31 protein-coding genes are annotated in these 26,076 nt (G+C 34.0%); 28 read left to right on the forward strand and 3 right to left on the reverse strand.

Annotation, left to right across the window (positions count from 1 at the left end; genetic code table 11):
* Positions 1-46: 46 nt before the first annotated feature.
* From E7303_RS08665 to tnpA, 3 genes are all read right to left on the reverse strand, one after another.
* A complete protein-coding gene (locus E7303_RS08665) occupies positions 47-919 on the reverse strand; it encodes an IS66 family transposase (RefSeq protein ID WP_292144825.1) in 873 nt (290 codons plus the stop codon).
* 151 nt (positions 920-1,070) lie between these two features.
* Positions 1,071-1,358 (reverse strand): IS66 family insertion sequence element accessory protein TnpB, encoded by a 288-nt coding sequence (tnpB, locus tag E7303_RS08670; protein ID WP_292144826.1) that lies wholly within the window; start codon positions 1,356-1,358, stop codon positions 1,071-1,073.
* 53 nt (positions 1,359-1,411) lie between these two features.
* Complete coding sequence (gene tnpA / locus E7303_RS08675) at positions 1,412-1,810, reverse strand: IS66 family insertion sequence element accessory protein TnpA (protein WP_292144827.1); 399 nt, start codon at positions 1,808-1,810, stop codon at positions 1,412-1,414.
* A gap of 225 nt (positions 1,811-2,035) precedes the next feature.
* Between tnpA and E7303_RS08680 the strand changes: the two genes are divergently transcribed.
* The 28 genes from E7303_RS08680 to E7303_RS08810 all read left to right on the forward strand — a co-directional run bounded on the left by E7303_RS08680 (position 2,036) and on the right by E7303_RS08810 (position 25,835).
* Positions 2,036-2,581, forward strand: a complete 546-nt coding sequence (locus E7303_RS08680) for a hypothetical protein (RefSeq protein WP_292144828.1) — start codon at positions 2,036-2,038, stop codon at positions 2,579-2,581.
* Complete coding sequence (locus E7303_RS08685; protein ID WP_292144829.1) at positions 2,506-3,549, forward strand: Mu transposase domain-containing protein; 1,044 nt, start codon at positions 2,506-2,508, stop codon at positions 3,547-3,549. The genes E7303_RS08680 and E7303_RS08685 overlap by 76 nt, the downstream gene beginning before the upstream one ends.
* On the forward strand, positions 3,542-3,961 hold the full coding sequence (locus E7303_RS08690; RefSeq protein ID WP_292144830.1) for an ATP-binding protein: 420 nt from the start codon (positions 3,542-3,544) through the stop codon (positions 3,959-3,961). The genes E7303_RS08685 and E7303_RS08690 overlap by 8 nt, the downstream gene beginning before the upstream one ends.
* Positions 3,924-4,325 (forward strand): ATP-binding protein, encoded by a 402-nt coding sequence (locus E7303_RS08695; RefSeq protein ID WP_292144831.1) that lies wholly within the window; start codon positions 3,924-3,926, stop codon positions 4,323-4,325. The genes E7303_RS08690 and E7303_RS08695 overlap by 38 nt, the downstream gene beginning before the upstream one ends.
* 65 nt (positions 4,326-4,390) lie before the next feature.
* Complete coding sequence (locus tag E7303_RS08700; protein WP_292144832.1) at positions 4,391-5,296, forward strand: hypothetical protein; 906 nt, start codon at positions 4,391-4,393, stop codon at positions 5,294-5,296.
* Entirely contained in the window at positions 5,286-5,978 is a 693-nt protein-coding gene (locus E7303_RS08705; protein ID WP_292144833.1) for an acyltransferase family protein, read from the forward strand. Before E7303_RS08700 ends, E7303_RS08705 begins: the two co-directional genes overlap by 11 nt.
* Positions 5,975-6,310 carry a hypothetical protein gene (locus E7303_RS08710; protein ID WP_292144835.1) on the forward strand — a complete coding sequence of 112 codons (336 nt, stop codon included), beginning with the start codon at positions 5,975-5,977 and terminating at the stop codon, positions 6,308-6,310. The genes E7303_RS08705 and E7303_RS08710 overlap by 4 nt, the downstream gene beginning before the upstream one ends.
* 41 nt (positions 6,311-6,351) lie before the next feature.
* A complete protein-coding gene (locus E7303_RS18160) occupies positions 6,352-6,798 on the forward strand; it encodes an acyltransferase family protein (protein ID WP_442861648.1) in 447 nt (148 codons plus the stop codon).
* A gap of 211 nt (positions 6,799-7,009) precedes the next feature.
* Entirely contained in the window at positions 7,010-7,147 is a 138-nt protein-coding gene (locus tag E7303_RS08715; protein WP_292144836.1) for a hypothetical protein, read from the forward strand.
* 199 nt (positions 7,148-7,346) lie between these two features.
* Complete coding sequence (locus E7303_RS08720; protein ID WP_292144837.1) at positions 7,347-7,481, forward strand: hypothetical protein; 135 nt, start codon at positions 7,347-7,349, stop codon at positions 7,479-7,481.
* Positions 7,482-7,514: 33 nt separating this feature from the next.
* Positions 7,515-7,808 (forward strand): phage integrase SAM-like domain-containing protein, encoded by a 294-nt coding sequence (locus tag E7303_RS08725; protein ID WP_292144838.1) that lies wholly within the window; start codon positions 7,515-7,517, stop codon positions 7,806-7,808.
* 388 nt (positions 7,809-8,196) lie between these two features.
* Positions 8,197-8,646, forward strand: coding sequence for a PssD/Cps14F family polysaccharide biosynthesis glycosyltransferase (pssD, locus tag E7303_RS08730; RefSeq protein ID WP_292144839.1), 450 nt, complete (start codon positions 8,197-8,199; stop codon positions 8,644-8,646).
* Positions 8,630-9,166 (forward strand): glycosyltransferase, encoded by a 537-nt coding sequence (locus E7303_RS08735; protein ID WP_330601646.1) that lies wholly within the window; start codon positions 8,630-8,632, stop codon positions 9,164-9,166. The genes pssD and E7303_RS08735 overlap by 17 nt, the downstream gene beginning before the upstream one ends.
* A gap of 471 nt (positions 9,167-9,637) precedes the next feature.
* The gene (locus tag E7303_RS08740) at positions 9,638-10,666 is read left to right on the forward strand and encodes an iron-containing alcohol dehydrogenase family protein (RefSeq protein ID WP_292144840.1); all 1,029 of its coding nucleotides are present in this window, start codon (positions 9,638-9,640) and stop codon (positions 10,664-10,666) included.
* Between the two features lie 15 nt (positions 10,667-10,681).
* The gene (locus E7303_RS08745; RefSeq protein WP_292144841.1) at positions 10,682-11,419 is read left to right on the forward strand and encodes a phosphocholine cytidylyltransferase family protein; all 738 of its coding nucleotides are present in this window, start codon (positions 10,682-10,684) and stop codon (positions 11,417-11,419) included.
* Positions 11,419-12,237 carry an HAD-IIA family hydrolase gene (locus E7303_RS08750; RefSeq protein WP_292144893.1) on the forward strand — a complete coding sequence of 273 codons (819 nt, stop codon included), beginning with the start codon at positions 11,419-11,421 and terminating at the stop codon, positions 12,235-12,237. The genes E7303_RS08745 and E7303_RS08750 overlap by 1 nt, the downstream gene beginning before the upstream one ends.
* Positions 12,230-13,312: a hypothetical protein gene (locus tag E7303_RS08755; RefSeq protein WP_292144842.1), complete on the forward strand. Its 1,083-nt coding sequence runs from the start codon at positions 12,230-12,232 to the stop codon at positions 13,310-13,312. The genes E7303_RS08750 and E7303_RS08755 overlap by 8 nt, the downstream gene beginning before the upstream one ends.
* 30 nt (positions 13,313-13,342) lie before the next feature.
* Positions 13,343-14,449: a glycosyltransferase gene (locus E7303_RS08760; RefSeq protein WP_292144843.1), complete on the forward strand. Its 1,107-nt coding sequence runs from the start codon at positions 13,343-13,345 to the stop codon at positions 14,447-14,449.
* The gene (locus E7303_RS08765; protein ID WP_292144844.1) at positions 14,418-15,329 is read left to right on the forward strand and encodes a glycosyltransferase; all 912 of its coding nucleotides are present in this window, start codon (positions 14,418-14,420) and stop codon (positions 15,327-15,329) included. The genes E7303_RS08760 and E7303_RS08765 overlap by 32 nt, the downstream gene beginning before the upstream one ends.
* Positions 15,326-16,591, forward strand: coding sequence for an O-antigen ligase family protein (locus E7303_RS08770; RefSeq protein ID WP_292144845.1), 1,266 nt, complete (start codon positions 15,326-15,328; stop codon positions 16,589-16,591). The genes E7303_RS08765 and E7303_RS08770 overlap by 4 nt, the downstream gene beginning before the upstream one ends.
* 35 nt (positions 16,592-16,626) lie before the next feature.
* The gene (locus E7303_RS08775; RefSeq protein WP_292144847.1) at positions 16,627-17,598 is read left to right on the forward strand and encodes a capsular polysaccharide synthesis protein; all 972 of its coding nucleotides are present in this window, start codon (positions 16,627-16,629) and stop codon (positions 17,596-17,598) included.
* A gap of 7 nt (positions 17,599-17,605) precedes the next feature.
* A complete protein-coding gene (locus E7303_RS08780; protein ID WP_292144849.1) occupies positions 17,606-18,250 on the forward strand; it encodes a CatB-related O-acetyltransferase in 645 nt (214 codons plus the stop codon).
* Entirely contained in the window at positions 18,247-19,635 is a 1,389-nt protein-coding gene (locus tag E7303_RS08785) for a hypothetical protein (protein ID WP_292144850.1), read from the forward strand. Before E7303_RS08780 ends, E7303_RS08785 begins: the two co-directional genes overlap by 4 nt.
* Positions 19,636-19,915: 280 nt before the next feature.
* A complete protein-coding gene (locus tag E7303_RS08790; RefSeq protein ID WP_292144894.1) occupies positions 19,916-20,896 on the forward strand; it encodes an acyltransferase family protein in 981 nt (326 codons plus the stop codon).
* Between the two features lie 6 nt (positions 20,897-20,902).
* Positions 20,903-22,048 (forward strand): CDP-glycerol glycerophosphotransferase family protein, encoded by a 1,146-nt coding sequence (locus tag E7303_RS08795; RefSeq protein WP_292144851.1) that lies wholly within the window; start codon positions 20,903-20,905, stop codon positions 22,046-22,048.
* 36 nt (positions 22,049-22,084) lie between these two features.
* On the forward strand, positions 22,085-23,131 hold the full coding sequence (locus E7303_RS08800) for an acyltransferase family protein (protein ID WP_292144852.1): 1,047 nt from the start codon (positions 22,085-22,087) through the stop codon (positions 23,129-23,131).
* Between the two features lie 94 nt (positions 23,132-23,225).
* Entirely contained in the window at positions 23,226-24,752 is a 1,527-nt protein-coding gene (locus tag E7303_RS08805; protein ID WP_292144853.1) for a glucosyltransferase domain-containing protein, read from the forward strand.
* Between the two features lie 15 nt (positions 24,753-24,767).
* Positions 24,768-25,835 (forward strand): acyltransferase, encoded by a 1,068-nt coding sequence (locus E7303_RS08810; protein WP_292144854.1) that lies wholly within the window; start codon positions 24,768-24,770, stop codon positions 25,833-25,835.
* The last annotated feature ends 241 nt before the right edge of the window (positions 25,836-26,076 follow it).

The raw sequence follows: 26,076 nt of genomic DNA on the forward strand, positions 1-26,076 counted from the left end.
ACAAGAGGGCAAAGAACCACTAAAAATTTGAGGCTCTTTATCTTCTTCACATAACATAGCACTTTCCATAAGATGAGTTATGTAAAGCTTTACATAATTCGTCTGCCATGGCATATATTCCGTCAACAAGCCTTCTCTGGAAGTAATTGCACATAGGCTTAAAGAACTCTTCGGCGTTATTGATTATCCAGTTGGCAATGGTCCCTCTGCAGATTTCAGCTCCATACATCTTGAAATCTTTTTCCTGTCTGTAAAGAGGAAGGCTGCTAACATACTTCTGATACATTACCCATGCTACTGTTCCGGCAGATGCCATACCATGCAGCATATGTGCCTGACCATCACGTCCTCTTACGATGTGTGGAACCTCTGCATTTATCTTGCATTTGGGGCATCCATAGCTGACACTGTAGTAATCGATGATCTTGATACTTGGCTTTATGAATTCGATCTCTCTACGAAGGAATTCTTTACCAATCCTCTCAAGAGGAGTGCCACAGACATCACAGAAGCGCTCATTTTCAGGAACATCAAGAATAACATCCTGAACCGGGAGGTTTGCAAACTTGTCAGCCATCTTGGATTTTTTCTTACGGGTATGCTTTTCGACAGTTGTGAATTCCTGCTCCTCTGGATCAGGTTCTGCTTTCAGAGTTTCAGCCTCGTTGAAGAGATTAAGCTGTCCTTCGAACTCATCACGTTTCTCACTTGATTTGCCAAAAAGTTTCTTTGTGAGGTAATCAATCTGTTCCTGCAGGACTTTCTCTCTTTCGATATGTTCCTGCTCTTTTAGAAGATGTTCTTCTTCACGTTTATTGGCAGCTTCGATGAGTGCGTTGAGATTTCTTATTGTGGTATTCAGTTCTTTTACGGTGTCCTTTAGCTCAATGAGCTGTTGGTCCCTGGAATCTCTTGCCACGACAGCCTCCTTACATTTGATAAACAGATTTTATCAGACTTAAGGAGCGATTAATATCGGTAAATGTGCCAAAGTGATTTTAAAACTGACACTTAATTAATCCGATATAGAGCAATTTCAGAATTATGCACAAAAACAGAGATAAAAAAACTTAAGAGGTTCTAATGGCCTTAGGCTGCTCTATATCGATACCTGAGAGGAGCCAGTCAAACTCACGCCAGGAAAGGTTACGTACTTCGTCCTTGTTCCTAGGCCAGCGATATCTTCCCTGTTCTGCTGAAAGCCTTTTATAGAACAGAATAAAGCCATCCGGTTCCCAAAGAATCATTTTGAACCTGTCAGCCCTTTTTCCACAGAAGAGATACAGCGCCCTGCTTCTTGGATACATGTGAAGCTTATCTTCGATTATTGCACAAAGACCATCAATGGACTTTCTCATGTCGGTTTAGCCACAGACAATGTAGATTTCATCTGCAGCTGTTATATCGCCAATCATACGAAACTCCTTAAAGCCGAAAGAGTCCTGGCTACAAGTTCTGGATCAGCTCCATTGCAAAGAGAGATTTGAACATCTCCAAGCTTGATTTCTATCATATGTGAATTGTCAATGTGCGGCGCTACTTCTGGAATATGTTCCATAGGTGGCTGGATATCGTTAACGATATCCACTTTGACCACATCCTGCTTTGGTAGGGTGAGGTCAAGTATATCAAGATCTTTGGCTTTCGGAATTTCATAATTCATACGTCTTAGTTTTTTTAGAGCTGATGAAAAAGTGTAATACTTGATATCATTAGCGCTACACCACTGCTTATCAGACATGCCACTTTTGCGACACTCAAGGGCCAGCTCCATCCATTCATCAGGGTTACGTCTTATTGGGTATGGCATAAACATGCTTTCCGATGTCCTACAAAATGAAGTGTTTTGTGCTTCATTTTGTATTAAGCACCATAAAATGTAGTGTTTTAGTCGAACTCATTGTAAATAATTGGAATGGAATAAAAAATCCGCCGATTTATTTCGTGCTTACTTTAATACTTAGAATTGACCCACCTCTTTGAGGTTTTATAGAATTCTTTCCGTATGTAAAAACATATGGAAGGAGGAAAAGAGGTGAAAGAATTGGAAGACTGGGCGGCAGTACACAAGGTGTACAAACAGACTGGCTCCAAAAGAGCTACGGCTTCTATTCTTGGGATAGCCAGAAATACGGTCAGACGTCTATTGGAAAAGACAGAACCTCCTGTCTATAACCGAACAGAATACAGCTCCAAGATTGATCCGTTCAAAGAGCAGATCATCACCTGGAGATGTGACCCATTTAACTTCAATGGCACCAGGATATTCAATGAATTACAGAAACGTGGCTACAAAGGCAGCATAGGACCTGTCTACTACTTTTTAAGAAGAGTGGATGAAGATGTCGGCGACAGTATCAGCAGCAAGGCAACGACAAGGCATGAAAGCCCTCCGGGTGACCAGGCTCAGTTTGATTGGAGTGAGTATCAGGTGCTTATAGCAGACAGATACATGACAGTATACTGCTTTTCTATGATACTGGCTGCATCAAGAAAGAAGGCGATATGTTTTTTTTACGCGAAGATGCTGATGTTATTTACGAAGCTGTACAGGAATTGTTTAATGACCTGGGAGGAGTGACGCTGGAGCTTCTTATAGATAATCCCAAAGCGTTTGTTATAAAAAACAATCCAAAGTCAGAGGAAGAAATAAAGTACAATCCTCATGCATTAGCCATGGCTCTGCATCTCGGCGTTGAACTAAACGCATGCCCATGCTACTGGCCACGTAAAAAAGGGAAAATCGAGAGGCCATTCAACTATATCGAAGAACAATTCATAAAAGGCAACACCTTTGCAAGTATGGAGGATCTGAATTCCCAGGGAAAGGCTTTTATAAATGAGTGGTGCGATAAGAAGCATTCCACCACCAAAAGAATTCCAAACCAGCATTACCTGTTGGAAGAAAAAGCGCTATTACAGCCGCTTCCTAAGGAACACTACTATGCAAACAGCAAGATTAAGCGGAAAGTCAGTCCTGACAGTTATCTCAGTATTGGCGGTAATAAATATAGTGTTCACGTCAGATATGTTGGAAAAACACTTTTCTACAGGCTGAATTATGGATTCAGGATCATGCTGTATGACTCGCAGGGGCATTTCATAGAGCATCAGGAAATATCTTATGGCAAACATGAGATCCGCACTAATCCCGATCACTATGAGCCTATAGCAAAGAAGGTCTCAACTTCTGTTCCACAGATAAGGCGAGACTTCACGAACCGCTTCAGTAATGGTGCACGTTATCTTGAAGCAGTCGGTCGTAAGTTTGACCAGCCTACATTCCATGCCAAAAGGATAATGGAATTGCAGGATCTCTATGATGATGATACTCTTGACAGATTTATCGGGATAGCTGTTGATGAAGGAAAGATGGATATCAAGTCATTCAAGGAGATGCTTCGTGAGTACAACTCAGGAGAACGAAAAATCCCAAAGTGTAACAATGCTGAATCCACAACCCTGATAATCGATGCAGAGCCTTCTTCTGAACTTACAAGAAACTGCAGCTACTATGAGAACTATACGAAGGAGGTCCTGAATGCTTAATGACACAGAACACAAAAGCGCATACATAGAAGCAAAGATGAAACAGTTCAAGCTCGTAGATATGCGCACCCAATATAGAGACATCATTCAGGAAGCAGAGCAGGAATCACTGGGATATATGGATTTTCTTTTAAGATTATTGGAACTTGAAGATAGTGGAAAGACAAGCCGTAGGACAGAGAAGTTTCTTGTTAAAGCCGGTTTTGATAGTGCATCTTCTCTTGAGGACATTGATTACAGCTTTAATCCATCTCTTAATAAGGATAAGATTGATGAACTCGGAAGGCTTACATTCCTGGATAACCGTGAGAATATCATAATCATAGGACCACCCGGAGTTGGTAAGAGCATGATTGCCACGGGGATAGGCCGTAATGCTTGCAAAAAAAAGGAGAAAAGTCCTTTTTGTTAATGCAAAAGAACTTGTCGACAGGCTTTATGACGAGATGATTGACGGGAATCTACAGCAGATGCTTGATAAACTGAACCGTATTGAACTTCTGATCATAGATGAACTTTCATACATAAAAATGGACAAAGAAAGAGAGAGCCTGTTTTTCCAGATCATCCGTCAACGATACGAAAAAAGCTCCCTCATTATCACCACTAATCTCCCAATGGGCAGATGGGATGAAGTATTTACCAGACAGCTTGCGGCAACTGCAATACTTGACCGCCTGCTGCATCACTGCCATGTGCTTAGTATAACGGGAGACAGTTACCGTGTCAAAGTGTCAAAAATAAGTGTTAAAAAACAGAAAGGTACAGAAAAATGAACTTAACAAGCGATAGGCAGCGATTCCTGCAGGATGAGCTGAATACATATGAAAAAACAACACAGATGAATGAAACTGAAAGAAACGCTCTTCATGAATGGGTTGCAGCTGGTAACGGTGTTCATGAGAATACATGTAATGCTGAAGATGGTCATGGAAACTACATTGATTTCCTTGACGTATACAGAGAAGAACAGGATATCCGTGATACTCTGAGCGCACTGAGCGATGAGGAAAAGGAAGAATATCTTGCTGAACTAAGAGGCGAAGACACTATTAAAAGCCTGAAAAAGCGTTTCGATGAACTACTTTACAAAACCGATGTATATGAAAAGGTCCTCCAGAGACATAACCTCATTGAAGAGGCGGAAACTCTGATGGAAGAAGAACATGCTCTGTCCAGAGCGTTTGATGAATGGGCTGAAGCGGAAATGGGTAAGCTTCCGGAAGGAGAACTGTCATGGTTAAAATTAAAGATTGAAATCTTCCGGAACTTGCAGAAATATACAATAGTGGCGGCAAAGATGCTCTTTATCAAAAGCTCCGCTATCATAAAAATAGAAGAACTAAATGTTTTATCTAGTAATTTTCTTTTTAAAAGCATATTTTTAATCAAACCGATGACATGTTCTTTTTTTTCAGGCATCTTTTTTTCTAAATATGATTTAATTAAATCATTTTGTGATAAATTATATAGTATAAATCAAGTGGGTAGGACAGTTATTTGGCTAATCCATACCTTTTATTGTTACTATTTTTGGGTTACTGTAAGGATTGTATATGCTTCTCAAAATGCCATAATAAACTATTGCGTTTTATTTGTTCTTTCTTTGGAATCATCTGTAATAATAGAAGCTTTATATGGTAATATACGAATCATTTTGAATGGACTTGTCAGTTATAAAAAAGATTTGAATTGTTTTTTTGAAAAGTGTTATCTATATATTTGGAGGAAGTATAATGACGAATAGAAAAGTGACCTTGCCAGACCGCAATGCATCAATTGACATAATGAGATTATTAGCATCTATTGCAGTTGTAGCCATTCATACATATCCATTTAAATCATATGGAAGCACAATTGATATGGTAAGATATGCTTTCTGCACATGGGCAGTACCCTTTTTCTTCACAGTGACTGGTTATTATTTTGATATAAATAATGAAAATAGAGCACTTGTAAAGCTTTGGCTGATGATGAGATTATATTTTATTTGGACATTGATATATTTTCCAATCATTTTTGTAAGAAAAATATATAAGCAAGAGAATATTATGCATGCAATTCTAGAAGAAATAAAGGACATACTATTTGTGGGGAGTTATTTTCAACTGTGGTATTTTGTAGCTATGATCTGGAGTCTTTTGTTGCTGCTTCTTATAATTAGATTTAAAAGAGGGGAAAATCTAGTATTTGTTATAGCAACCTTATTCTATTTTTTGAATTGTATGATATCAAATTATAACCTTCAACTTGAGGAAAGTGTAAAAAAAATATGGCTATTTTGGGGAAACGGATTAAATTTCTTATGTATGGGGCTTCCATTCATATTTGTAGGAATGAAAGCTCGCAGTAAATTATTTGATGTAAAAAATAGAAAAATATTTTTTATGGTTTCAGTAGCTCTGTGGGTGATGGAGTCATTTTTTTGATTCTATTTAGGGGGAAGCTTTCGCAGCCTATGCTATCATTGCCTATATTGATGCTTGGACTTGTGAAAGTGCTGTCAGACCAGAAATGGCCTGTGCCTGACTGGGAATGTAAGTTATTTCGGGATGTTAGCACAATAATCTTTTTGATACATACATTTTTTATAACAGTTTGGAATACCATTCTTGAGGCAACGGAAGAGAATAGTAATGGGGAGTTATTTGGAAGTACATTATGGTTCTTTATTTTAGTTTTACTTAGCTCTTTTTTAGGTGCATTAGTTATAATCTATATGGCTAAAAAAATAAAGATATTGCGAAAACTTTATGAATAAAATGTATAATCATGTGTAAATTAAGGTGTTATATGAAACAGATGGAAAGAGCTAAAGATAAGCAAAGAGTTGCGTATATTGATGCGTTAAGAGGTGTGTCGTGTGTTTTTATAATTCTTAATTATGTTTCGTGTTGCTTTCTTCCTGGACTAATGTGGTACAAGTATGCAGATAGTGATTTTTCAAGACTCTGGTTAGGGAGTCCGCTAAATTCAATAACGGGTGGAAATACAGCTGTTCAATTCTTTTTTGTTATTTCTGGGTATCTTATTGCTTACAATGCAAGTGAGAGCAAAAGGCTGCAGAATATAGAGGGAGCATTAATTAAAAGAATAAGGAAGTGTTTTATAATCACTACTCCGTCTATAGTTTTTGCTTTTATACTTATGAGATTGGGGCTGATGTTTAATCAGTCCATGTTGTACTATGGCAATCAATATTTTTTGCTGAACAGTTTAACAAGTTTTATCCTTCAGTATGGTCATTGATTCGAGACGTTTTCAGTGTTTTATTGGTGAATAGTGACTATAACAGGCTATAAGGATATATGCCACAAGCTTGTTTGGTGGCATTTTCACAATTCTCATGGCTAAGGCACTTATAATTACTGAATACAAGAGTAGAATCAGATTGAGCATAATAATATATATTATTCTTGTTTGGAATTGCCAAAAACTATCTAGTTTTTGTGTGGGGAGTATGTGCTACTATTGTGTGTGTTATATTACTATTGATACATCCAAGCATTATATTTCAGATAAGGATGCTCGAATTGATGCAGCTGCAGAGGCTGCAGGTTCATTGTTTATTCAGTTGACACCATGGCTGCACGTCTAATAGTTCAAGCTAATTACTACTAACACACTTCAGATGGACGTCGCCTAGCAGCTATCCTCATCAAAAGTTGGAAGCCGATATCTCGGACATAAAAGTACCAGTGAGACATTGTATTATTACTACCTGGTCCATGATGCTTACAAAACCATCAGAAAGAAAGATACTATAGCTGATGCGGTTATTCCGGAGGTGGTGCCTTATGAGTAAAAAACCATCTTTCTCGGAGTTGTTCGTTTCAAAAGCAAAAGACTTTTTGGATACCTTCCTCCTAAGGCAGGAGCAGCGCAGCAAAGATACCGTAAAGGCCTACCGCATTTCTCTTACAGAGTTTTAAAGATATGTTACGGATCAGAAGCATTTGAAAGTCATGAATTTTAGGTTTTCAGAATGCACATATGAACTTGTGCTTGATTATTCGCAGTACCTTCAGGAAGTAAAAAAGCTGGCTAACAGTACAGTGAACCAACGTCTGGCAGCCATAAAATCATATCTAAAATATGTGCCTGATGGAGATATTGATGCTAAAAGATCATTATTGTTAAGGATGTTGATTCGCAGTACTAATTTGGAAAGCGGTTCAATATCAGTTTTAGCGATACAAATGATCTATGCAGCTACTAAACAGATAAAGGAATTAGAAAATATTACAAAGAAAAGATAATTATATAATCTAGAAAAGATAGATTGTATAATCCAGTACTTGAGGATACCTCATTTTGGGATAGAAAATAGGCATTTTTGCCAAATCCCCCTCTATATGTTATCCTATTCAAGACTAAATGAAAAAGACATGGCGGTGTTATAACAGACATCGCCGTTTTGGTGTCGGTAAAAACAGAAATTGTGGTAGTGTAACTATTTAAACGACATATCAGGGAAAAATTGGTTGTTTTTTTACTATAGTAAAAGAGCTGATTTGTGATAAAATTGTGAAATGTTGTGTTGGGAAATGGTTTCGACGGATTGACGGCGGATGGTTTAATGATGGCGTTTATGTTTTATTTACTGCGACAGGCGCCGGCTTTTGATTTACAAGAGGAAAAGATAATATGAAGATTTGTTTTGTTGGATCGTCAGGAGGACATCTAACGCATTTATACATGTTAAAGCCTTTCTGGCAGGATAAAGAGAGATTTTGGTGTACTTTTGATAAAGAGGACGCGCGTTCTCTCTTGGCTGGTGAAAAATTCTACCCAGTATACTATCCTTCAAATCGTAGTTTTAAGGCTTTATGTATTAACACTCATCGTGCAATAAAGATACTGCGTAAGGAGCGACCTGATGTGATTATATCTTCCGGGGCAGCTCCAGCGATTCCGTTCTTTTGGATTGGCAAGTTGATGGGAGCCAAGACAGTGTACATAGAGGTTTTCGATCGTATTAATAAGAGCACAGTTAGTGGAAGACTCTGCTATCCTGTTGCAGATAAGTTTATTGTTGAGTGGGACGAGATGAAAAAGGTTTATAAGAAGGCTATAAACCTTGGAAGTATTTTTTAATTACAATGAGACAGAGGTTGTTATGATATTTGTAACTGTGGGTACTCACGAGCAACAGTTCAATAGGCTTGTTGAGTATATGGATAAATATGCTGAGGCACATCCTGATGAAGAAATAATTATTCAGACTGGATTTAGCACTTATGAACCTAAAAAAGCTACTTGGAGCAAGTTATATCCATATAAGACAATGATAGAAATGGTTGATAAGGCAAGAATTGTAATCACGCATGGAGGCCCTTCGAGCTTCATTATGCCACTTCAGATTAGTAAGATTCCGATTGTAGTTCCGAGAAATCATGAGTATGGTGAGCACATAAATAATCATCAGATTGATTTCTGCAGGAAAGTGACAGATAGGCAAAGGAATATTATTGTGATTGAGAATGTTGAGGAACTCGGTGAGATGTTGGATAAATACGACGAAGTAGTTAAAAAGATGCAGAGCAAACTTGAAAGTAACAATGAAAAGTTTTGCAAAGAATTTAGTGAGTTGATAGATGACCTAATTAGAAAATGAAGGATGATAAAGTATGTTAATCTATTGCGAACAAATGATTTTCGGTGACCAAATGAGAGAGGAAAATTAAATGATATTGTGGTGTGGTTTTTTATGAAATAATTATGGTAATAATGCTAATGAGTGGTTATTATAAAACAATGAGTATTTGTATAAATGACTTTTATATAAAAGAAATAACTATTATGATGTTTTATTTTTGATTCTTGAAATTATTTATAGTACATCAATTGCATATTTTGGTACCGATGATTGGATGTATACTTGTTGGTGCTTGAAAATCTTTTAGTTGATCAGTACAATTCTGCAGGAGTTTTTTGCGAGATTATTGTGTCGATAATCTTTGGATATGATTTTTTGAATTACAAATAATAAATATGATTATGATGAAATCAATAATTGTTTTTTAGTAACGATATAGCCTTTGCGGTAGTCTTTAATAGTTTTTTGTGTATCATGGAGCGATGAATTGTGAAATCAAACATTCTAAAAATAGGTTCAGGAAAGATAGGCGAGATAGAAAAAACTCTTAGTGAATCTGGAGAATATAAAAAGCTCTTATATGTGTATGACCCATATGTTGACTCTTTATATGGAAGCCTAGTTAGACCACAAATTAATTCCATAGGAAATGTTAAAGAACAAATTGTTTCTAATAATACTATTACCTACGCTATGGAAGTTGCTGAAAGAGTTATTGCAACTGATATTGACTGTATAATTGCAATAGGCGGAGGAAAGACGCTTGACGTAGCAAAATATGCTGCTTTTATATCGAAAAGACCGTTTTTATCAATACCCACTACGATGTCACATGATGGAATTGTTTCACCGATAGCAGTATTAAAAAGGCAGGATGGAAAACCAAAAAGTCTCGGATGCGCTATGCCATCAATGATGATTATGGATACTGAGTTAATGGTAAGTTGTCCAGAACAACTGATAAAGGCGGGAATTGGTGATACCATATCAAATTATATGGCTCTTAAAGATTGGGAATTAGCTGTTTTGCGCGGAAAAGATGAGATGAATGGGTATGCATATATGATGTCAAGAACAGCGTTAGATGCTTTGATAAAAACGCAATTTGATCATATTTGTACGGATTTTTTATCTGTACTAGCAAATTCACTTGTTTTATCTGGAATAGCAATGGACTATGCGGGATCAAGTCGACCCGTTTCAGGATCAGAGCATCTTTTTTCCCATGCTTTGGATTATTACTGTGAAAAGCAAAATCTTCACGGATTGAATGTTGCATTAGGAACTGTGGCAGTTCTAAAAATAATAGGACTAGATTCCAAAGAGGTTATAAATTATTTAAAGAAATTTGAGGTTGATGTAAATCCTGTTCATATGGGAATTAGCGAAGATGTTTTTGTTTACTGCATGAAACACGCTACAGAAATGAGAACAAATCGTTATACATATTTGCATGAGGCGGATTTAGATGAGACTAAGTTGAAAAATGTTTACCAAGAGTTGATAAATGAATTATAAAGTAGGAGGAAAAGTATGAGTATTACTGAATATAAAACTAAGGCCCTTATTTTAGCTGCTGGCTTGGGAACTAGGTTGGCACCGATAACAAATGACATTCCTAAATCATTAGTTCGGGTAAATGGAAAGCCTATACTATTTAAGCAGATTGAAAATTTAAAAAGCAATGGAATAGAAAATATAACGGTTGTGTCAGGATATAAAGCAGATGTTTTGAAAAAGGAGCTGCTTAAAGTATTTCCCGATATCACTATTGTGGAATCTTCGGACTATGAAAATACAAACAATATGTTTTCTGCGTACCTTGGTATAAAAAGTATGTTTTCAGATGGCAAAGTCATGCCATTCTTAATGATGAATGCCGATGTTTTTTTTGATCCTTCAGTAGTTGAGTCTCTTTTAGAATACAATTCTCCGAATGCTATTGTTGTGGATATAGGAAGGTATATCGAGGAATCAATGAAAGTAATAGAAGAAAATGGTAGATTAGTTGCTATTTCTAAAAAGATAGCTAAAAATGATGCATTGGGATGTTCTATAGATGTATATAAGTTTGACGCAGAAGGTGGAAATGCATTCTATACGAAATGCCAAGATTATATTGAAAAAAGAAAAGAATTAAAACTTTGGAGTGAAGTAGCGCTTAACGATATTTTGAGTGATATATTATTTGAAGCGTGTCCACTGCAGGGGCGTTGGTTGGAAATTGACAATCATGAAGATTTGCATGCTGCTGAGGAGTTGTTTAAGTGATGAATGATTATTTCGGAATTGATTCGAATGATTTAAAAGGTAAACGCTTATGGCTATTTGATATGGATGGCACTATTTATGAGGAAGATAGGCTGTTCGAAGGAACTCTCAGCCTTTTGCAATGGATAAAATCTGTTGGAGGAGAGTATGTTTTTATAACAAATAATTCGTCTAAATCTGTTGATGATTATATAAAAAAAGTTACTGATATGGGGATAGACGCAAATGAAAAAAACTTTTTCACCTCGGCACAAGCTACAATTTTGTGGTTAAAAAGGAATGCAACCAATGAAAAAGTTTATTGTCAGGGGACAAAGAGTCTGATACATGAATTAAAAGAAGCTCAAATTGATGTTACTGAACAGGTTGAGCAGGTTGATGTTGTTTTGGTTGGTTTTGATACTGAACTTACGTCGGACAAAATAAGGAAAACATGTGAAATTTTAAGTGAGCAAGATGTAAGATATATAGCTACCAATCCTGATTGGGTTTGCCCAGTAAAATTTGGGTATATACCTGATTGTGGTTCAATATGTGGAATGATAGAACATGCTACTGGGAAAAAACCAATATTTATTGGCAAGCCCGAATCAACTATGATTGATATAGTGCGAGAAAAATATAGATGTTCAAAGGATGAGACGGTAGTTGTTGGAGATAGATTATATACTGATATAAAATCTGGAATAAATGCTGGTGTTGCATCTATATGCGTTTTGACAGGTGAGACAACTGTTTATGATATCAAGAATGGCAATATAAAGCCCACTTATACTTTTGCTAGTGTAGATACTATAGTAAGTTCATTTTATGAATAAGATGCTCGTAAAGATGATGTATGGAGTTATTGGATTAATGCAAAATAAGAAAATACTAGTAATAAAAGGAACTGGCGGCTTAGGAAATAGATTGAGAACACTTGCTTCAGCTATACAGTATGCAAAGACGTCTGACCGTGCAATCTATGTTGATTGGAGAGATGGAGTTTATGCCAAAGAGGGGGAAAATGCCTTTGATAGATATTTTGAGCTTGATGGAGTGGAAAGAGTAGAGAATATAGATTGGACTAAAGAAAAGAGCTTTTTTCCAAGTATTTATTCAGTTATACCTCCAGAGGAACCTTTGGTTAAATATTTCAGTGAGAAATTGACTCCAAATAGATATGTAAGAAAGATAGTCGATGCAACTTTGGATATCTTACAGAGAAGAATGCCTATTTCGGATAAATTTGATAACGTTCTTTGTAACGCTAGCATAAGAATTAAGTCCTATGTTCTTAGGGATGAGTATAAAAAACTTTGGAATAAACCTGAAAATTTTCCAATAGGATCACATTTGGCGCGAAACATATCAGAAGATGTTGTGGTTTACGCGGATGGAGCACCACAATATTCGGCTAAGTTAATGCAGAATTGTATACATTTGCAAGGGTGGATTCAGAAAAAAGTAGATGATTTTGTTGCAGTAAATAGAATAAATGAGAAATCTGTTGGAATTCACATACGTGGGGAAGGAAAAAAATGCATAGGTGACATAGAGCGCAGCATAAAGAAGCTAAGAAAATTTGTTGATACCCATGATGTCAATAAGTTGTATGTTTGTACAGATAATGCAGATATTGAAAAAATGTTTGTAGAAGAATTTGGGGAAATGGTAATCATGCAAAAGAAACAACTTCCGCAACTTGAAGAAGGAGAAACCGGAATACATGCCCATGCGTGGCATAGCAAGGAATCTGAATTGATAGATATGATGGCGGAAGAAGCAATAATTGATATGTTTGCATTGGCGCAGACTACTTACTTGTTTTGGCACGCTGGATCGACATTTAGCGAAATAAGTAAGGTATACCATCATAATCGGAAAAATGTAAAGCCGTGGAACCTTTTGTGAAGAAAATAGAAATTGGTAACTGAGAAAGAAATGAAGAAAAAAATACTTGTTGTTATCACAACAGGATTTACGCCTTGGGGTGGGATAACAACCTCTTATATGAATTACTTTAGACCGATGAATAAGAATGGTCTGATTATCGATGTGGCTTCTATGAATGAAGCACAGGCACAGCTTGTTGGAGAAATTGAAGACGCTGGTGGTAAGTATATTAAACTACCAGATAAAAGAAAAGACACTATTCGGTATATATTACAGTACTCAAAATTATGCAAGAATTATGATGTTGTTCATGTACATGGTAACAGTCCAACAATGTATATAGAACTTCATATAGCTAAAGTAAACAGGGTTCCAGTAAGAATAGCACATAGTCACAACAGTTGTGGAATGCACCCTTTTCTAAACAGTATATTGAAGAATGGGTTTAATCGAAGCTACACAAAAGCTATTGCATGTTCAAAAGAAGCGGGAAGGTGGCTATATACTAGGGAATTTATTGTGTTAAACAATGTCATTGATACTTCTCGTTTTTCTTTTAGTAGATTACTTCGTGAAAAGGCTAGAGAAGAGTTGAGAGTCGGTAATGATGAAATTCTAATTGGAACGGTAGGAAAACTAGTTCAACAGAAAAATCATATTTTTTTATTAGATGTATTTAGGTTGATTCATGCAAGATATCCTAATACTAAATTGGTTATAGTTGGTGACGGAATCTTACGGGGTGAAATAGAAAAAAAAATATCGCAGATTCATTTAAAAGATGATGTTATTCTTGCGGGTATGAGAACTGATACAGAGTTGTTTTATAGTGCAATGGATTTCTTTTTTTTACCATCTTTGTTTGAAGGAGCGCCAATAGCATTAATGGAGGCGCAGGCTGCAGGATTAAGTTGTTTGTGTTCAGATAATGTTACAAAAGAATGTGACGTGTCAGGGAATGTTGAGTATGTAGCTTTAGAGTTGAATTTTTGGTTGGAGGCGTTTGAAAAGATATATTGTAATCAGCTGACTACAAGAGAAGAAAAATCAAGAGAAGCTAAAGAGTGTCTAAAAAAGTCAGGGTACGATAATGTCGAAAATAGCGCTGTATTGAGGAATATATATGCAAGTAATTATTTTAATGTCAACATATAACGGCTCAAAATATATAGACCGTCAGTTAGAATCAATCTGTAATCAAGATATGGAATGTGATGTGGTACTATTTGTACGAGATGATTGTAGTAGTGATGACACTGTTGAGAAGATTAAGCAGTTTGAACATAGATTGGATATACGTTTTTCAAATAACAGCGGAAAAGAGAATTTAGGTCCAGGAATGAGTTTTTGGTCCCTACTTATGGAGGCACCTGAAGCTGATTATTATTTTTTCGCAGATCAGGATGATGTGTGGGATTCAGATAAGCTTAGAATAGCAATAAGTGAAATGGAACACTATGAAGAGAGTATTCCGAGATTGTATTGCTGCAATTCAAGAATAATTGATCAAAGTGAAAAGCTGATTAGAGAAAATGGATTGACTTTATTTCCTAAGCTTAATATTCCTTCTCAGATTATTTGTGGAGAAATTCCTGGGTGCGCCATTTGTATAAACCGTTCGATGAGGAATAAGTTGGTTGGTGCGCATATAAGTAGCGTACCAATGCATGATTGGGTTGTGGTTTTAAGTGCACTTGCATGTGGAGAAGTTAATTATGATGAGATTCCTCATTACTCAAGGAGAATGCATAGAGAAAATGTTATTGCAAATACGGATAAGAGCAAATATGAAAAAATAAAGCAAAGTATTGAAAATTGGAAAAGGCTGTATAGAACTCAATATGCTATGATTAGTGACTTGAATAATAATTTTGGAGACATTATGCCAAGAGAAAGCAGAGAGTATATAGATCATTTGTTACATTATCGAAAGCTAGCTGATAAAATTTGGATACTAAATAGTCCTTTAACTGAAGCAAATAATAAAAATGCGTTACGTTCTTTCAAAATCAGGATGGTTATAAATAAGTTATGATTAGCATTTTGAGTTCTCCGACTGTAATTACAAAAAGAAAATATTCGATTTATGTGGCAATGCTAATGGTACTGATATGGATTTTATGTGGCGGAGGAAATGTAAACGTTGCTATAGCGTTGCTCGTTATTACATCCATGTTTTCATTTTCAACGAAAATAGAAATTGAAAATAAGATGATTTTTATATATTTGGTTTTTATTTTATATTCGATTATTATTACTGCATTTTTTTGGGATGACAATATTGATAAGTCACTTTCTGCGCACCAGCTTGCTAAATATATATTGATTCTTTTGGGGACTTTTTTGACATATAGGAAGATAGATTTTGAAAGCTTTTTGGTGACATTGAGAAATGCCGGGATTTTTCTTGTTATATTTGCTTGTATAGAAGGAATTGTTGGTACTAATTATTTGGCACTCATTATATCAGGTAATAGTGTTTCATATGAAAATGGTCAAAGAGCTTATTCTATTTTTAACCATCCGTTATTGGCAATTAGTTTTTATATTTTTTTTCTGCTTTTAGTTCTCTTATTTCCGTTTAAAAAACGAGTATTTCAGTATTTCTTTGTTTCAAGTTGCATTTTGGCTATACTTTATAATAGATCTAGAAGTGGATGGTTAGCTTTATTAGTATTATGCTTTATTTATGGAATTAAATTCAGGCACTTTATTATGAATGAGGTGATAAAGATAACAAGTAGACACTCTAAAAATAGAGTTGTTTTTGGAGGGTTAGTAGTTGCTACATTATTAGGAAGTGAAGTATTAGGTAGAGGCATTTTGAGCAGTTTTTTTCAGGTGATTTCAAAAAGATTTAAGGGGAGTTTTGAAGCAGGAATAGGAAAAATAGTGAGGCTTGAGACTATTGAATCATCTATTAAATACTGGATTACTGAGAATCATATTATGGAGATGATATTCGGAATGGGAAAAAATGCTGATAGAGCATTTTTACAGAAACACCCTGTTGTGAAGGGGAATTGGGTTTGGAATTATGCTATAGATAATCAGTATATTACATGGATACATGAATCTGGGCTTTTGGGAATGTGTTTCATGCTAGTTATTTTAATTATGTCGATACAACGTTTTTTTAGATGTAATAGTTCGAATAAATGTGGAATGTTGGCCAATAGTATGATTATAGCTTTGATGATATCTGCATTTTTTTATGAGATGTTTAATTATCAAATAATGGTTAGCTTTTTTTGTTTATTTTTAACACTTAGTGAAGTTACATGGTTGCAAGATTGATAAAACAAGGTACTGTCATTTTGGGGATTATTGTTATGGAGAAAGTTAAGCGAAAACTGTTGTTTTTTAAAAGAACTGTAAAAAATGATATTAATCTTTATAGATATTTTGGATTAAAAATTGCATTTTTCGATTTTATTAGAAATTGTGTTTTTCATGGTACTCAAACAGAGTTTGGGAAGAGGTTTGATAAGCACAATCATCAGGTAATAAAGGAAAAATGCAAGAAATCCTATTCAGAAATAGTGGATAAATACAAAACATTGGATTTTTCAGCGAATAATATAGATTATGATTGTCCAATTTGGGTGTTTTGGTGGCAGGGATTTGATGAAAAATTACTTCCTCCAATAGTTAAGACGTGTGTTGATTCGATAGAAAAAAATCGCGGAAAGCATCGTGTGATTCGAGTATCAAAAGAAAATTATAGAGAATTTATTTCTGTCCCCCAATATATATTGGATAAATTTGCTGAGAACAAGATATCGATTACTCTTTTTTCTGATGTATTAAGGATGGAATTATTGGCTAAGTATGGTGGAATTTGGACAGACGCTACGCTCTTTTTGACGTCAGAATTGGATGAGGAAATTTACAGATATCCCTTTTATACAATTCATCATGGGCTATATGCTGATTTTCATGTTTGCAGAGGACTTTGGTCTACTTTCTTTTTGGGCGTAGGACAGGATAATCCTTTTCCAAGATTTATGAAAGATTTTTTTGAAGCATATTATAAAAATGAAGAGATGAGTATTTGTTATCTATTATTAGATGTAGCCATAGCAATTGCATATGAGGAATTTTCGTGGTTTAGGGAAATGGTGGATAGTGTTCCAATAAATAATAGCAGATGTTTTGAATTACAAGATAGAATAAATGAAAAATATGATCCACAAATATTTAAAGATATTACTAGAAATTGCAGCATACACAAATTAAATTACAAATATTTTTTTGGAAACGATTTGGAATCTATTGGAAGTTACATTCTTAGGAGTAATTAGTTACTATATGAGCATTGTTGATATATTTAAATCTTATAAATGTAGATATTTATGGAAGAAAGCAAATCATCACAATTACACAAGGCTTGGAAATAATGTCAGTGAAATTGTTTTAGGGATGGTGAAGAATAAAAGAATAACTGTGGGAAAAGGCACATATGGATCTTTGAATATAGGAACATTGGGAAGTAAAAGTGAGTCTTTATCAATAGGAAGTTGGTGTTCTATTTCTAATAAGGCATATTTTCTGCTTGGTGGTGAACATCAGTATAATGTCATTACGACATATCCTGTGAATGAAAAATTATATGGTAAGAAGAGTACTAAACTTACAAAAGGTCCAATCACTATAGCTGATGATGTATGGATAGGTGATTATGCTACAATTTTATCAGGAGTATCAATAGGACAAGGTGCTATTATTGCAGCTGGAGCAGTAGTCACCAAAGATGTACCGCCTTATGCAATTTATGGTGGGAATCCAGGGCGAATAATATCATATAGATTTTCAAATGATATAGTAGAAAAATTATTGGATGTCGATTTTAGTAGAGTTGATTTTAGGAATGTAGAAGAGAAGTTATTCTATAACGAGGTTACAGAAGAAAATGTTGATAAATTGTGTGACATATTAAAGGATAGTTATATATGAAAAAAGGTTTGTTTCATGTTATGCTGGCTAATCTAATAAGCATGGGAATTGGATTGGCAATGAATTTTGTACTTCCAGCATTGCTTCCTATTTCAACTTATGCTGAGATAAAGACTTTTGGGCTATATATTTCTTATGCAGGCTTTTTTTCTCTTGGATATAACGATGGAATGTATCTTGAGTATGGTGGAAAAACTATAGAAGAATTAGATTCACGAAAGCTTGAAAATAATATTTTTAACTATTTTCTAATTGAAATAGTCGCTTTGATACTTATTTTTGTAATAGGTGCTTTTCTCAATAATTGGTTGATTTTAGCTTTTGCAGTTGGGATGTTTACGTCAAATATAATGGGATATTTGAAAAGCTTTTATCAAGCTACTGGTAATTTTAAGTTATATGCTTTTAGTGTTAATTCTGAAAAAGTCCTTGTATTTGTTTTAAGTGTTTTTTTTCTTGCATGTGGTATTATGAGAGCTTGGCCATATGTTTGGATTCAGATAATTATTGAAGTAGTTATAGCAATATATTTGCTTTTTCAAATAAATAAATCAATACATTTTTCAAGAGATTTGAGCGTGGATTTAAGCGAGATAAAAACTCAAGTGTCCGCTGGTATAATCTTGATGATAGGCAATTTTTCTAATGGTCTTTTTACGGGGTTGGATAGATGGTTTGTAAAGTATTTGATGACTACAGAATTTTTTGCTTATTATTCTTATGCAGTTACCATGGAATCTATCGTAAATATGTTTTTTTCTCCAATTACCATTACTATGTATAACTATTTTTGCAAAGATGAGATAACTGATGAGAAAATACGTACGGTAAAAAAAATGTCATTGATGTGGGGGTTGTTTGTAATATCAATAGCTTTTCCTGCGAAGTGGATTTTGATAAATTTTATTCCTAAATATGTGGAATCAAATAGTGTAGTATTCATTCTTTTTGCAGCGCAAGTTTTTTATCTGATTATAAAAGGAATCTATGTAAATATTTTTAAAGCCAATAAGAAGCAGAACAAGTATCTGTGTCAAATTATAGCTATGATTGCTATAGGAGCAATGCTGAATGGTTTGTTTTGGCTTGTTTTGCATACGATGAAAGCTTTTGCCATAGCCACTCTTTTAACAGCATTCATTTGGCTTTTGACGTGTGAGGTTGGATATAAAAACCTTCGATTTTCTGTAATAGATTTGGTTGGAATTATCATAGTTATAATTTCATTTTTGTTATTTGGTGAGTTGTTATCACCGGTTATAGGCTTTGGTATGTATTTAGTAGTGTGTTTGTTGGTGTCAAAAGTATCTTGGCCAAAAGAGTTTAATACGATGATAAAAATGGTAATAGACGTTATTCATGTAAAAACGCGAAATTCACGATGAAAGAGTATTGTTTTGGGAAAAAGAAATTCTTTACAGTTTCTGTGGAGAATATATAGGCGTTAAGAATAACTGTATGATAAAAGTTGAGGCAACACAATATGGAAAAACTAGAAAGTGCTAAGGATAAGCAAAGGATTAAATGGATTGATTCTTTAAGAGGAATAGCGAGTATTTTTGTGATACTTAATCATGTTTCCTGTTGTTTTTATCCAGGGCTGATGTGGAGCAAGTATTCCGACAGTGCTTTTTCTAGATTGTGGTTGGGGAGCCCACTTAACATATTAACGACAGGGAATACGGCTGTTCAGTTTTTTTTGTTATTTCTGGATATCTTATTACTGCAGATATAACTGAAAGTGAAAAGCAAAACGATATTGTGGAAATGATAATTAAAAAAATTAAAAAAGTTGTAAAAATTTCTACTCCATCTATACTTTTTGCGTTCATACTTATGAAATTGGGGCTGATGTTTAATCAGTCTATGCTGCAATATGGCAATCAATTCTTTTTCGCAGGACAGTTTAATAATTTTACTCCTACACTAGGATCTTTAATTCGAGACATATTCAGGGTTTTGGTTATTAATAGTGACTATAACAGACCGTTAGGATTTATGGCGACTAGTTTGTTTGGGGGTATATGCACTATTATCTTAGCTAAAGCACTTATAGGTACTGACGATAAAAATGCAATCAAAGTATGCACGATGATATATCTGATTTCTGTTTGGTATTATCAGAAAATTTCTAGTTTTTATGTTGGCAGTCTTTGTTATTATTGCGTGTTTTATATTAAAGAACGATTACTTCACATTGGAAAATCTAAAAGGATAAAGGATTCTTTTGGCGTTTTGTTGAAGAGATATTTATTATTATTTATTGCACTATATATTATGACTTATCAGGATGAAGCAACGGGAATATATACTCCATTACGTTTCCTGATTAGTTTTGCTCCTGTTATTCGAGCTTTGGGAGTTGCTGTTTTTATTTTTTGGTGTGAAATATACGGAGAGCGAGCAATAAAAATACTATCTAAAACCAAGCTTATGATATTTTTGGGAAACATATCTGCATATATTTATTCATATCACTGGCCGATTATTTTATCGGTTGGATGTTGGTTGTTTGGTTTGCTATATGAGTTAGGAAGAGGATTAAGAACAGCTCTAATTACTATGGCTTGTACAATATTATCAATTGTTATGGCTTACTTAACAAATGTTTTATTTATTAGTTTAAAAAAGAAAGGTGCAAGGTAGATTATTTTGATTACTAATTTAAGATTAAAACGTTTTCTAGTGAGTGGGGTTTTTCCTGTTTTTTCGGGTTTGAATAAAGTTGTAAAAAAAGAAGATGATGAAATTTTTATTTATTGTGCCAATGACATATTGAATGATAATTCATTGGCGATTTTTAAATATCTAGTTGATAATCATTACAATGAAAAATATAAGATTATTTGTGGAGTGAGCAATCCAAATGTTTATAAGCATTTGATTGATAAGAATATAGCCTTTATTCCAAAGTCCAAATGTGTATGGCAATACTTAAAAAGTGGGCATGTTTTATATTCCATGGGAAAGATGCCAATTAAACCTACAAATAAGCAAATAGTAATTAACATGTGGCACGGAACGCCAATAAAGAAAATTGGGAAAATGGTAAGTGAAGATAATGGCGAAGAATTCTTTTTTACTTATTTGTGTGCAAGTTCTGAGTTATATGCAGATATTATGGCTAAGTGTTTTGGGTGTCCTAGAGAAAACGTTGTAATATGTGGTGAACCCAAGACAGACAGGCTTTTTGAAGAAAAAATAAAAAAAGACGTAAAGACAATTTTATGGGCACCAACATTTAGACAATCAAAATATTTAGGGTACGAAGATTCATCAGTTAAAGATATTCTTCCATATATAAAACAAGAAGAGTGGCAAGAATTAAATGATATTTTGAAAAATAATAATGTGGATATGATTGTGAAGTTACATCCAATGCAAGATGTGGATGTAAAATATATAACAGATTTCTCAAATTTACATATTTATACTGATCAAATGTTTCAGGCTAAAAACATGGATTTATACTCAGAGTTAGCCCAAGCAGATGGGCTGATTACAGATTATTCGAGTGTTTATTTACAATATCTCATGCTTAATAGACCAATATGCTTTGCAATGCCAGATTATGATGAATATGCCAAATCGAGAGGATTTGTATTTGATAACCCTCTTGAATATATGCCAGGCGTAAGAGCGCTTTCTAAAAACGATATTTACAATTTTATTAGAGATATTAACATGGGCAAGGATGAATATTATGGCGAGAGATGCCGTGTTAATAAGCTAGTGAATTATTACAATGATGGAAATAATTGCCAAAGAATCTTGGAATTATCCAATATTAGACTTTAATATGTGTCAAGTATTAGTACCAAGATGAAATATATAATGGGAGATGCTGGTATGAGTAGGGTTCGGGAGTGCGATTGGATTAGAACTATATGTACAATTATGATTGTTATTTTTCATATGGGAGAGATTTCGATATGGCCATGGAGATTTTTTTATAAAAATGGTTCTCTGGGGACAGTTGCAGTAACAATGTTTTTTATGCTGAGCGGAGGTGTGCTTTATTATAATAATAGAGAGATAAACAGTATAAAAAAATTTTATATAAAAAGATGGAAAGCCATATTCCCAGCTTATTACGTTGCTTATTTCCCAGCTTGGTTCGATAGAATTAGTTTGGTGGGAAGGATTTTTTGGAGGGGACATCTACCGTTTGTTTTATCGTTGATAGGTATGGATGGCTATTTTTCATATCGGATAAAAGGTTATTATGAAGTTGGAGAATGGTTTTTGGGGTGTATTATACTGATGTATATTTTTTATCCAATAATAATAAAATTAATTAATTCTCTTGGGTGTTTTACCTTAGTAATAGAGATTGTTATACATTATTTTTTAGTAGTTAGACTTGATATTTTTGTGATAGGTGATTCATGGAATTTGCTTACATGGATTATGCCATTTTGTCTTGGGATGATCTTTTTTAAGTATGAATTATGGGATAAAAGAATACTGCTATATTGTTCGTTGATAATGTTTTTCTTTTTTACTTTCTTTGATGTTCCGATAGATACATTGTATGCGTGTATGATATATGGTGTAAGCATGTTTTTTATAATATGGAAAATTGCAGCCAATCATGTTGGAAGAGTGAAAATACTTGATTCCATTATTGACAGAATCAGTTACCTATCCTATGGGATATTTTTGGTTCATCATGTGATAATATATAGAATTAGCCCATTATATTCAAATATGCATGGAATTAAAAAAGCTATACTTTTTATTATTTGTTGGGGACTGATTTTTATTTATGCAGATGTTGTAACATTTCTTGGCAAAGCTTGGATGAATTATGCTGAAAAAATCATCCAAAAGTATATGAACAGTTCAAAACTTAAACTCAATGGTCAGAGAGAAAAATAAAGAAACGCACTGAAAAATAAAACTTTCTATGTTAGATATTCTTCCATTTTAGAATAGTGGATTTACAGAATGATTAAAAATGGTGGTGTAAAACATGCAAACAAGAATGACTTTTAATTTGAAAAGGCTATCTATTATTTGTTTTTTTACCGCATTAGCGGGCATATTATCCTATTATATATTTATTATTGATGGGCATGGACATATTGATGCTCTTGGTGAAGGTTTGTATTACTACATGAATGCTGATTGGGCAACTATGTGCGGAAGATGGGGAGTGAGATATTTATTATCTTTCTTTGGAAATATAGTTATACCAGGTATTAATGTTGCAATATATGTAATGTGCGTTGCTATATCGTGCTATTTATTAGCAGAACTATATAAGATTGATTCAGTTTTATTGCAAGTTATTATGGCTATGGCATTTATTTCTTCTCCAACAATTTGCTGCCAATTAGTATTTGCTTATCTTGTGCCTGTATATGCATTTTCTCTCCTCTTATCTGTTTTTAGTGTTTATTATTTTAGGTTTGAGGGGATTAAATATACAATTATTTCTTCGATTTTTATTTTTTTTATGATGGGACTTTATCAGCCATATTTAGGCATGGCATTAGGAACATATTTTGTTTTAATGGTATTAGATTTTATTGATGAAAAGAATATAGGAAGCATATTTATTCAATTTTTTAAGTTCATTTTGGCTATGCTAGTTGGTTGCGGATTAGATATTATAGTTTACAAAATGGAAATGCATTATAGGGCATTGCAGGAAGGATCAAGAGTTGCACAGTTTAGTATTAGCGGAATTTTACTTTCGCTTGGTTCATCAATAATTGAAATCTATGGTGATTTTGCGCATTATTTTTGGAATGGCAAATTAAATTTAAGATATTATTATCTGTTTTTATTTATTGTTTTATTAGTGTTTGCCATAAAATGTGAGATACGATTATTTAGACGTTCTAAAATTGCTGCAATATGTGCAACAGTTGTCATTTTGGCACTACCAGCTGCTATGGGCGTGATAAAAATTCTTATTCCTTATAATGGTATTTCCTCAATAATGCATTTTCAGTATATTTTAGTTATTCCATTAGCTTTTAGCTTATTTACTAGAGTAAATAATCAATTATTTGATAAATATATATATTATCTTTTGACAATCGTAACATCACTGATAGTATTTTCATGTGTCATAATTAATGATGCCTCATTTATGTGTCAAAGGATATCATATAGGGCTATTGAAAAACAGTGTGACATCATAATTAAAGATGCCATGGAAATTGAAGGGTATGTTAGAAATAATACGCCTATTATATTGGTTGGAGCACCTGATGATAGTCAGGTGGTGTCTAGGCTTCCAATTTATGAATATTCATTATTACCCCGACCGATAATATATAATAATATGGCTGGAATTAATGATGTGAAATTCAATTATTTCATAGATTATTATGGGGTGTATACCGGAAAGATATTTACAGATGAGTATAAAGAGTTTGTTTTGAGCGATGAATTTTATAATATGCCAGTATGGCCTACTCACGGGTCGGTTGTAATGAACGATGGTGTTATTTTTGTGAAATTAACTACTGCGCCGTATGTACCTTAGACAAGAGAGTGTGTTATGAAAATGTTGGGAAAAGCGAAAATGCTAGAAAAAAATGATAATTTCATAATATGGATTGATGTTTTGCGCATATTTTGCTGTTTTTGTATCATACTATTGCACGTTAGCGGAATGATGACAGATTTTTCATATATAGGATATCGACTTATACAGGCAATTGTTAGACCTGCTTTGTGGACATTTCTTTCGATAACAGGCTTTTTGGTAATTGGAGGAAAGAAAATAAAGGACTATAAATTATTTGTTCTAAAGCATATACTTTCACTATTGATTCCAGCGATTGTTTATCTGTTTTTTTACAATTTGTATCTTAATAATACAATTATGTATAATCCGTATCCATATATATTTAATATGCCTGTTGGACATCTTTGGTATATATATGCATTAATTGTCTTATATTTTGTAATGCCTTTTATACAAAGCGCCTTTAATAGTTTATCAGAGAGGCAGCTTATCTTGATGTTGGCAGTTATTTTAGTTTTTAATAGATTAAATGATATATTATATGCATTTGGTAAAACAATAGCATTTGATTTAACATTGGTAGGCAATATATATATTTATTATTTGGGAATAGGCTTTTTCTTCAGAAGATATTATGGAATGATAAGGCAAGAAATTGGAAAGGTAAGAGCTGTTAAAATAGGGGGTGGACTAGTTTTTTGTTCCTGCGGACTAACGTGTTGGGAGTCTGTGCATCCAATTTTGGTTAATAAGTGTTACAACTTATCTTTGGGTATGACATTAGGGGGATTAGCATTTTTTATACTCTTTTCTGAGATTGAAATAAAAAATGATGCTATTCGAAATAAAATACATTATATATCTAATAGAATGTATGGCGTTTTTTTGGTACATATGTTGTTTTTGTGGATTCTGCGTGATTATTATCCAGTTGGAAATGGAAAAATAATAATTCAAACAAAGAATGTTATAGTGCTTTCTGTTGGTGTATTTGTTAGCTCCCTTGTTTTTGCTATAGTCATTGATTTTGTGATAAATTTAACTGCGACTGCTTTGCGGAAAATGTTAAAAAATGTTGGGCTTAAGGAAAGGCTTTAGCATTGGCACATATGTTATGATAAAGTAAAACAGTGATACTGTTCCTTCTATGGTATACCAGAGCGGTGCTTGTTACTGTAAAAAAATCATCATCATTCAAAGCGAGCATTTCTTGATCTAACTCTGGACTGTAGACCACCTCCTTTTTAGTAGTAAGCCCTCATTCATGAGTACCAAATAAAAAAGAAACCGACTTTTTACGGGCGATTTCATTGATTCTGAACTTTGATAAGTAAATTAA

Origin of the sequence: Butyrivibrio sp., from assembly GCF_015056685.1 — a bacterium.
Taxonomy (GTDB): Bacteria; Bacillota; Clostridia; order Lachnospirales; family Lachnospiraceae; genus Butyrivibrio.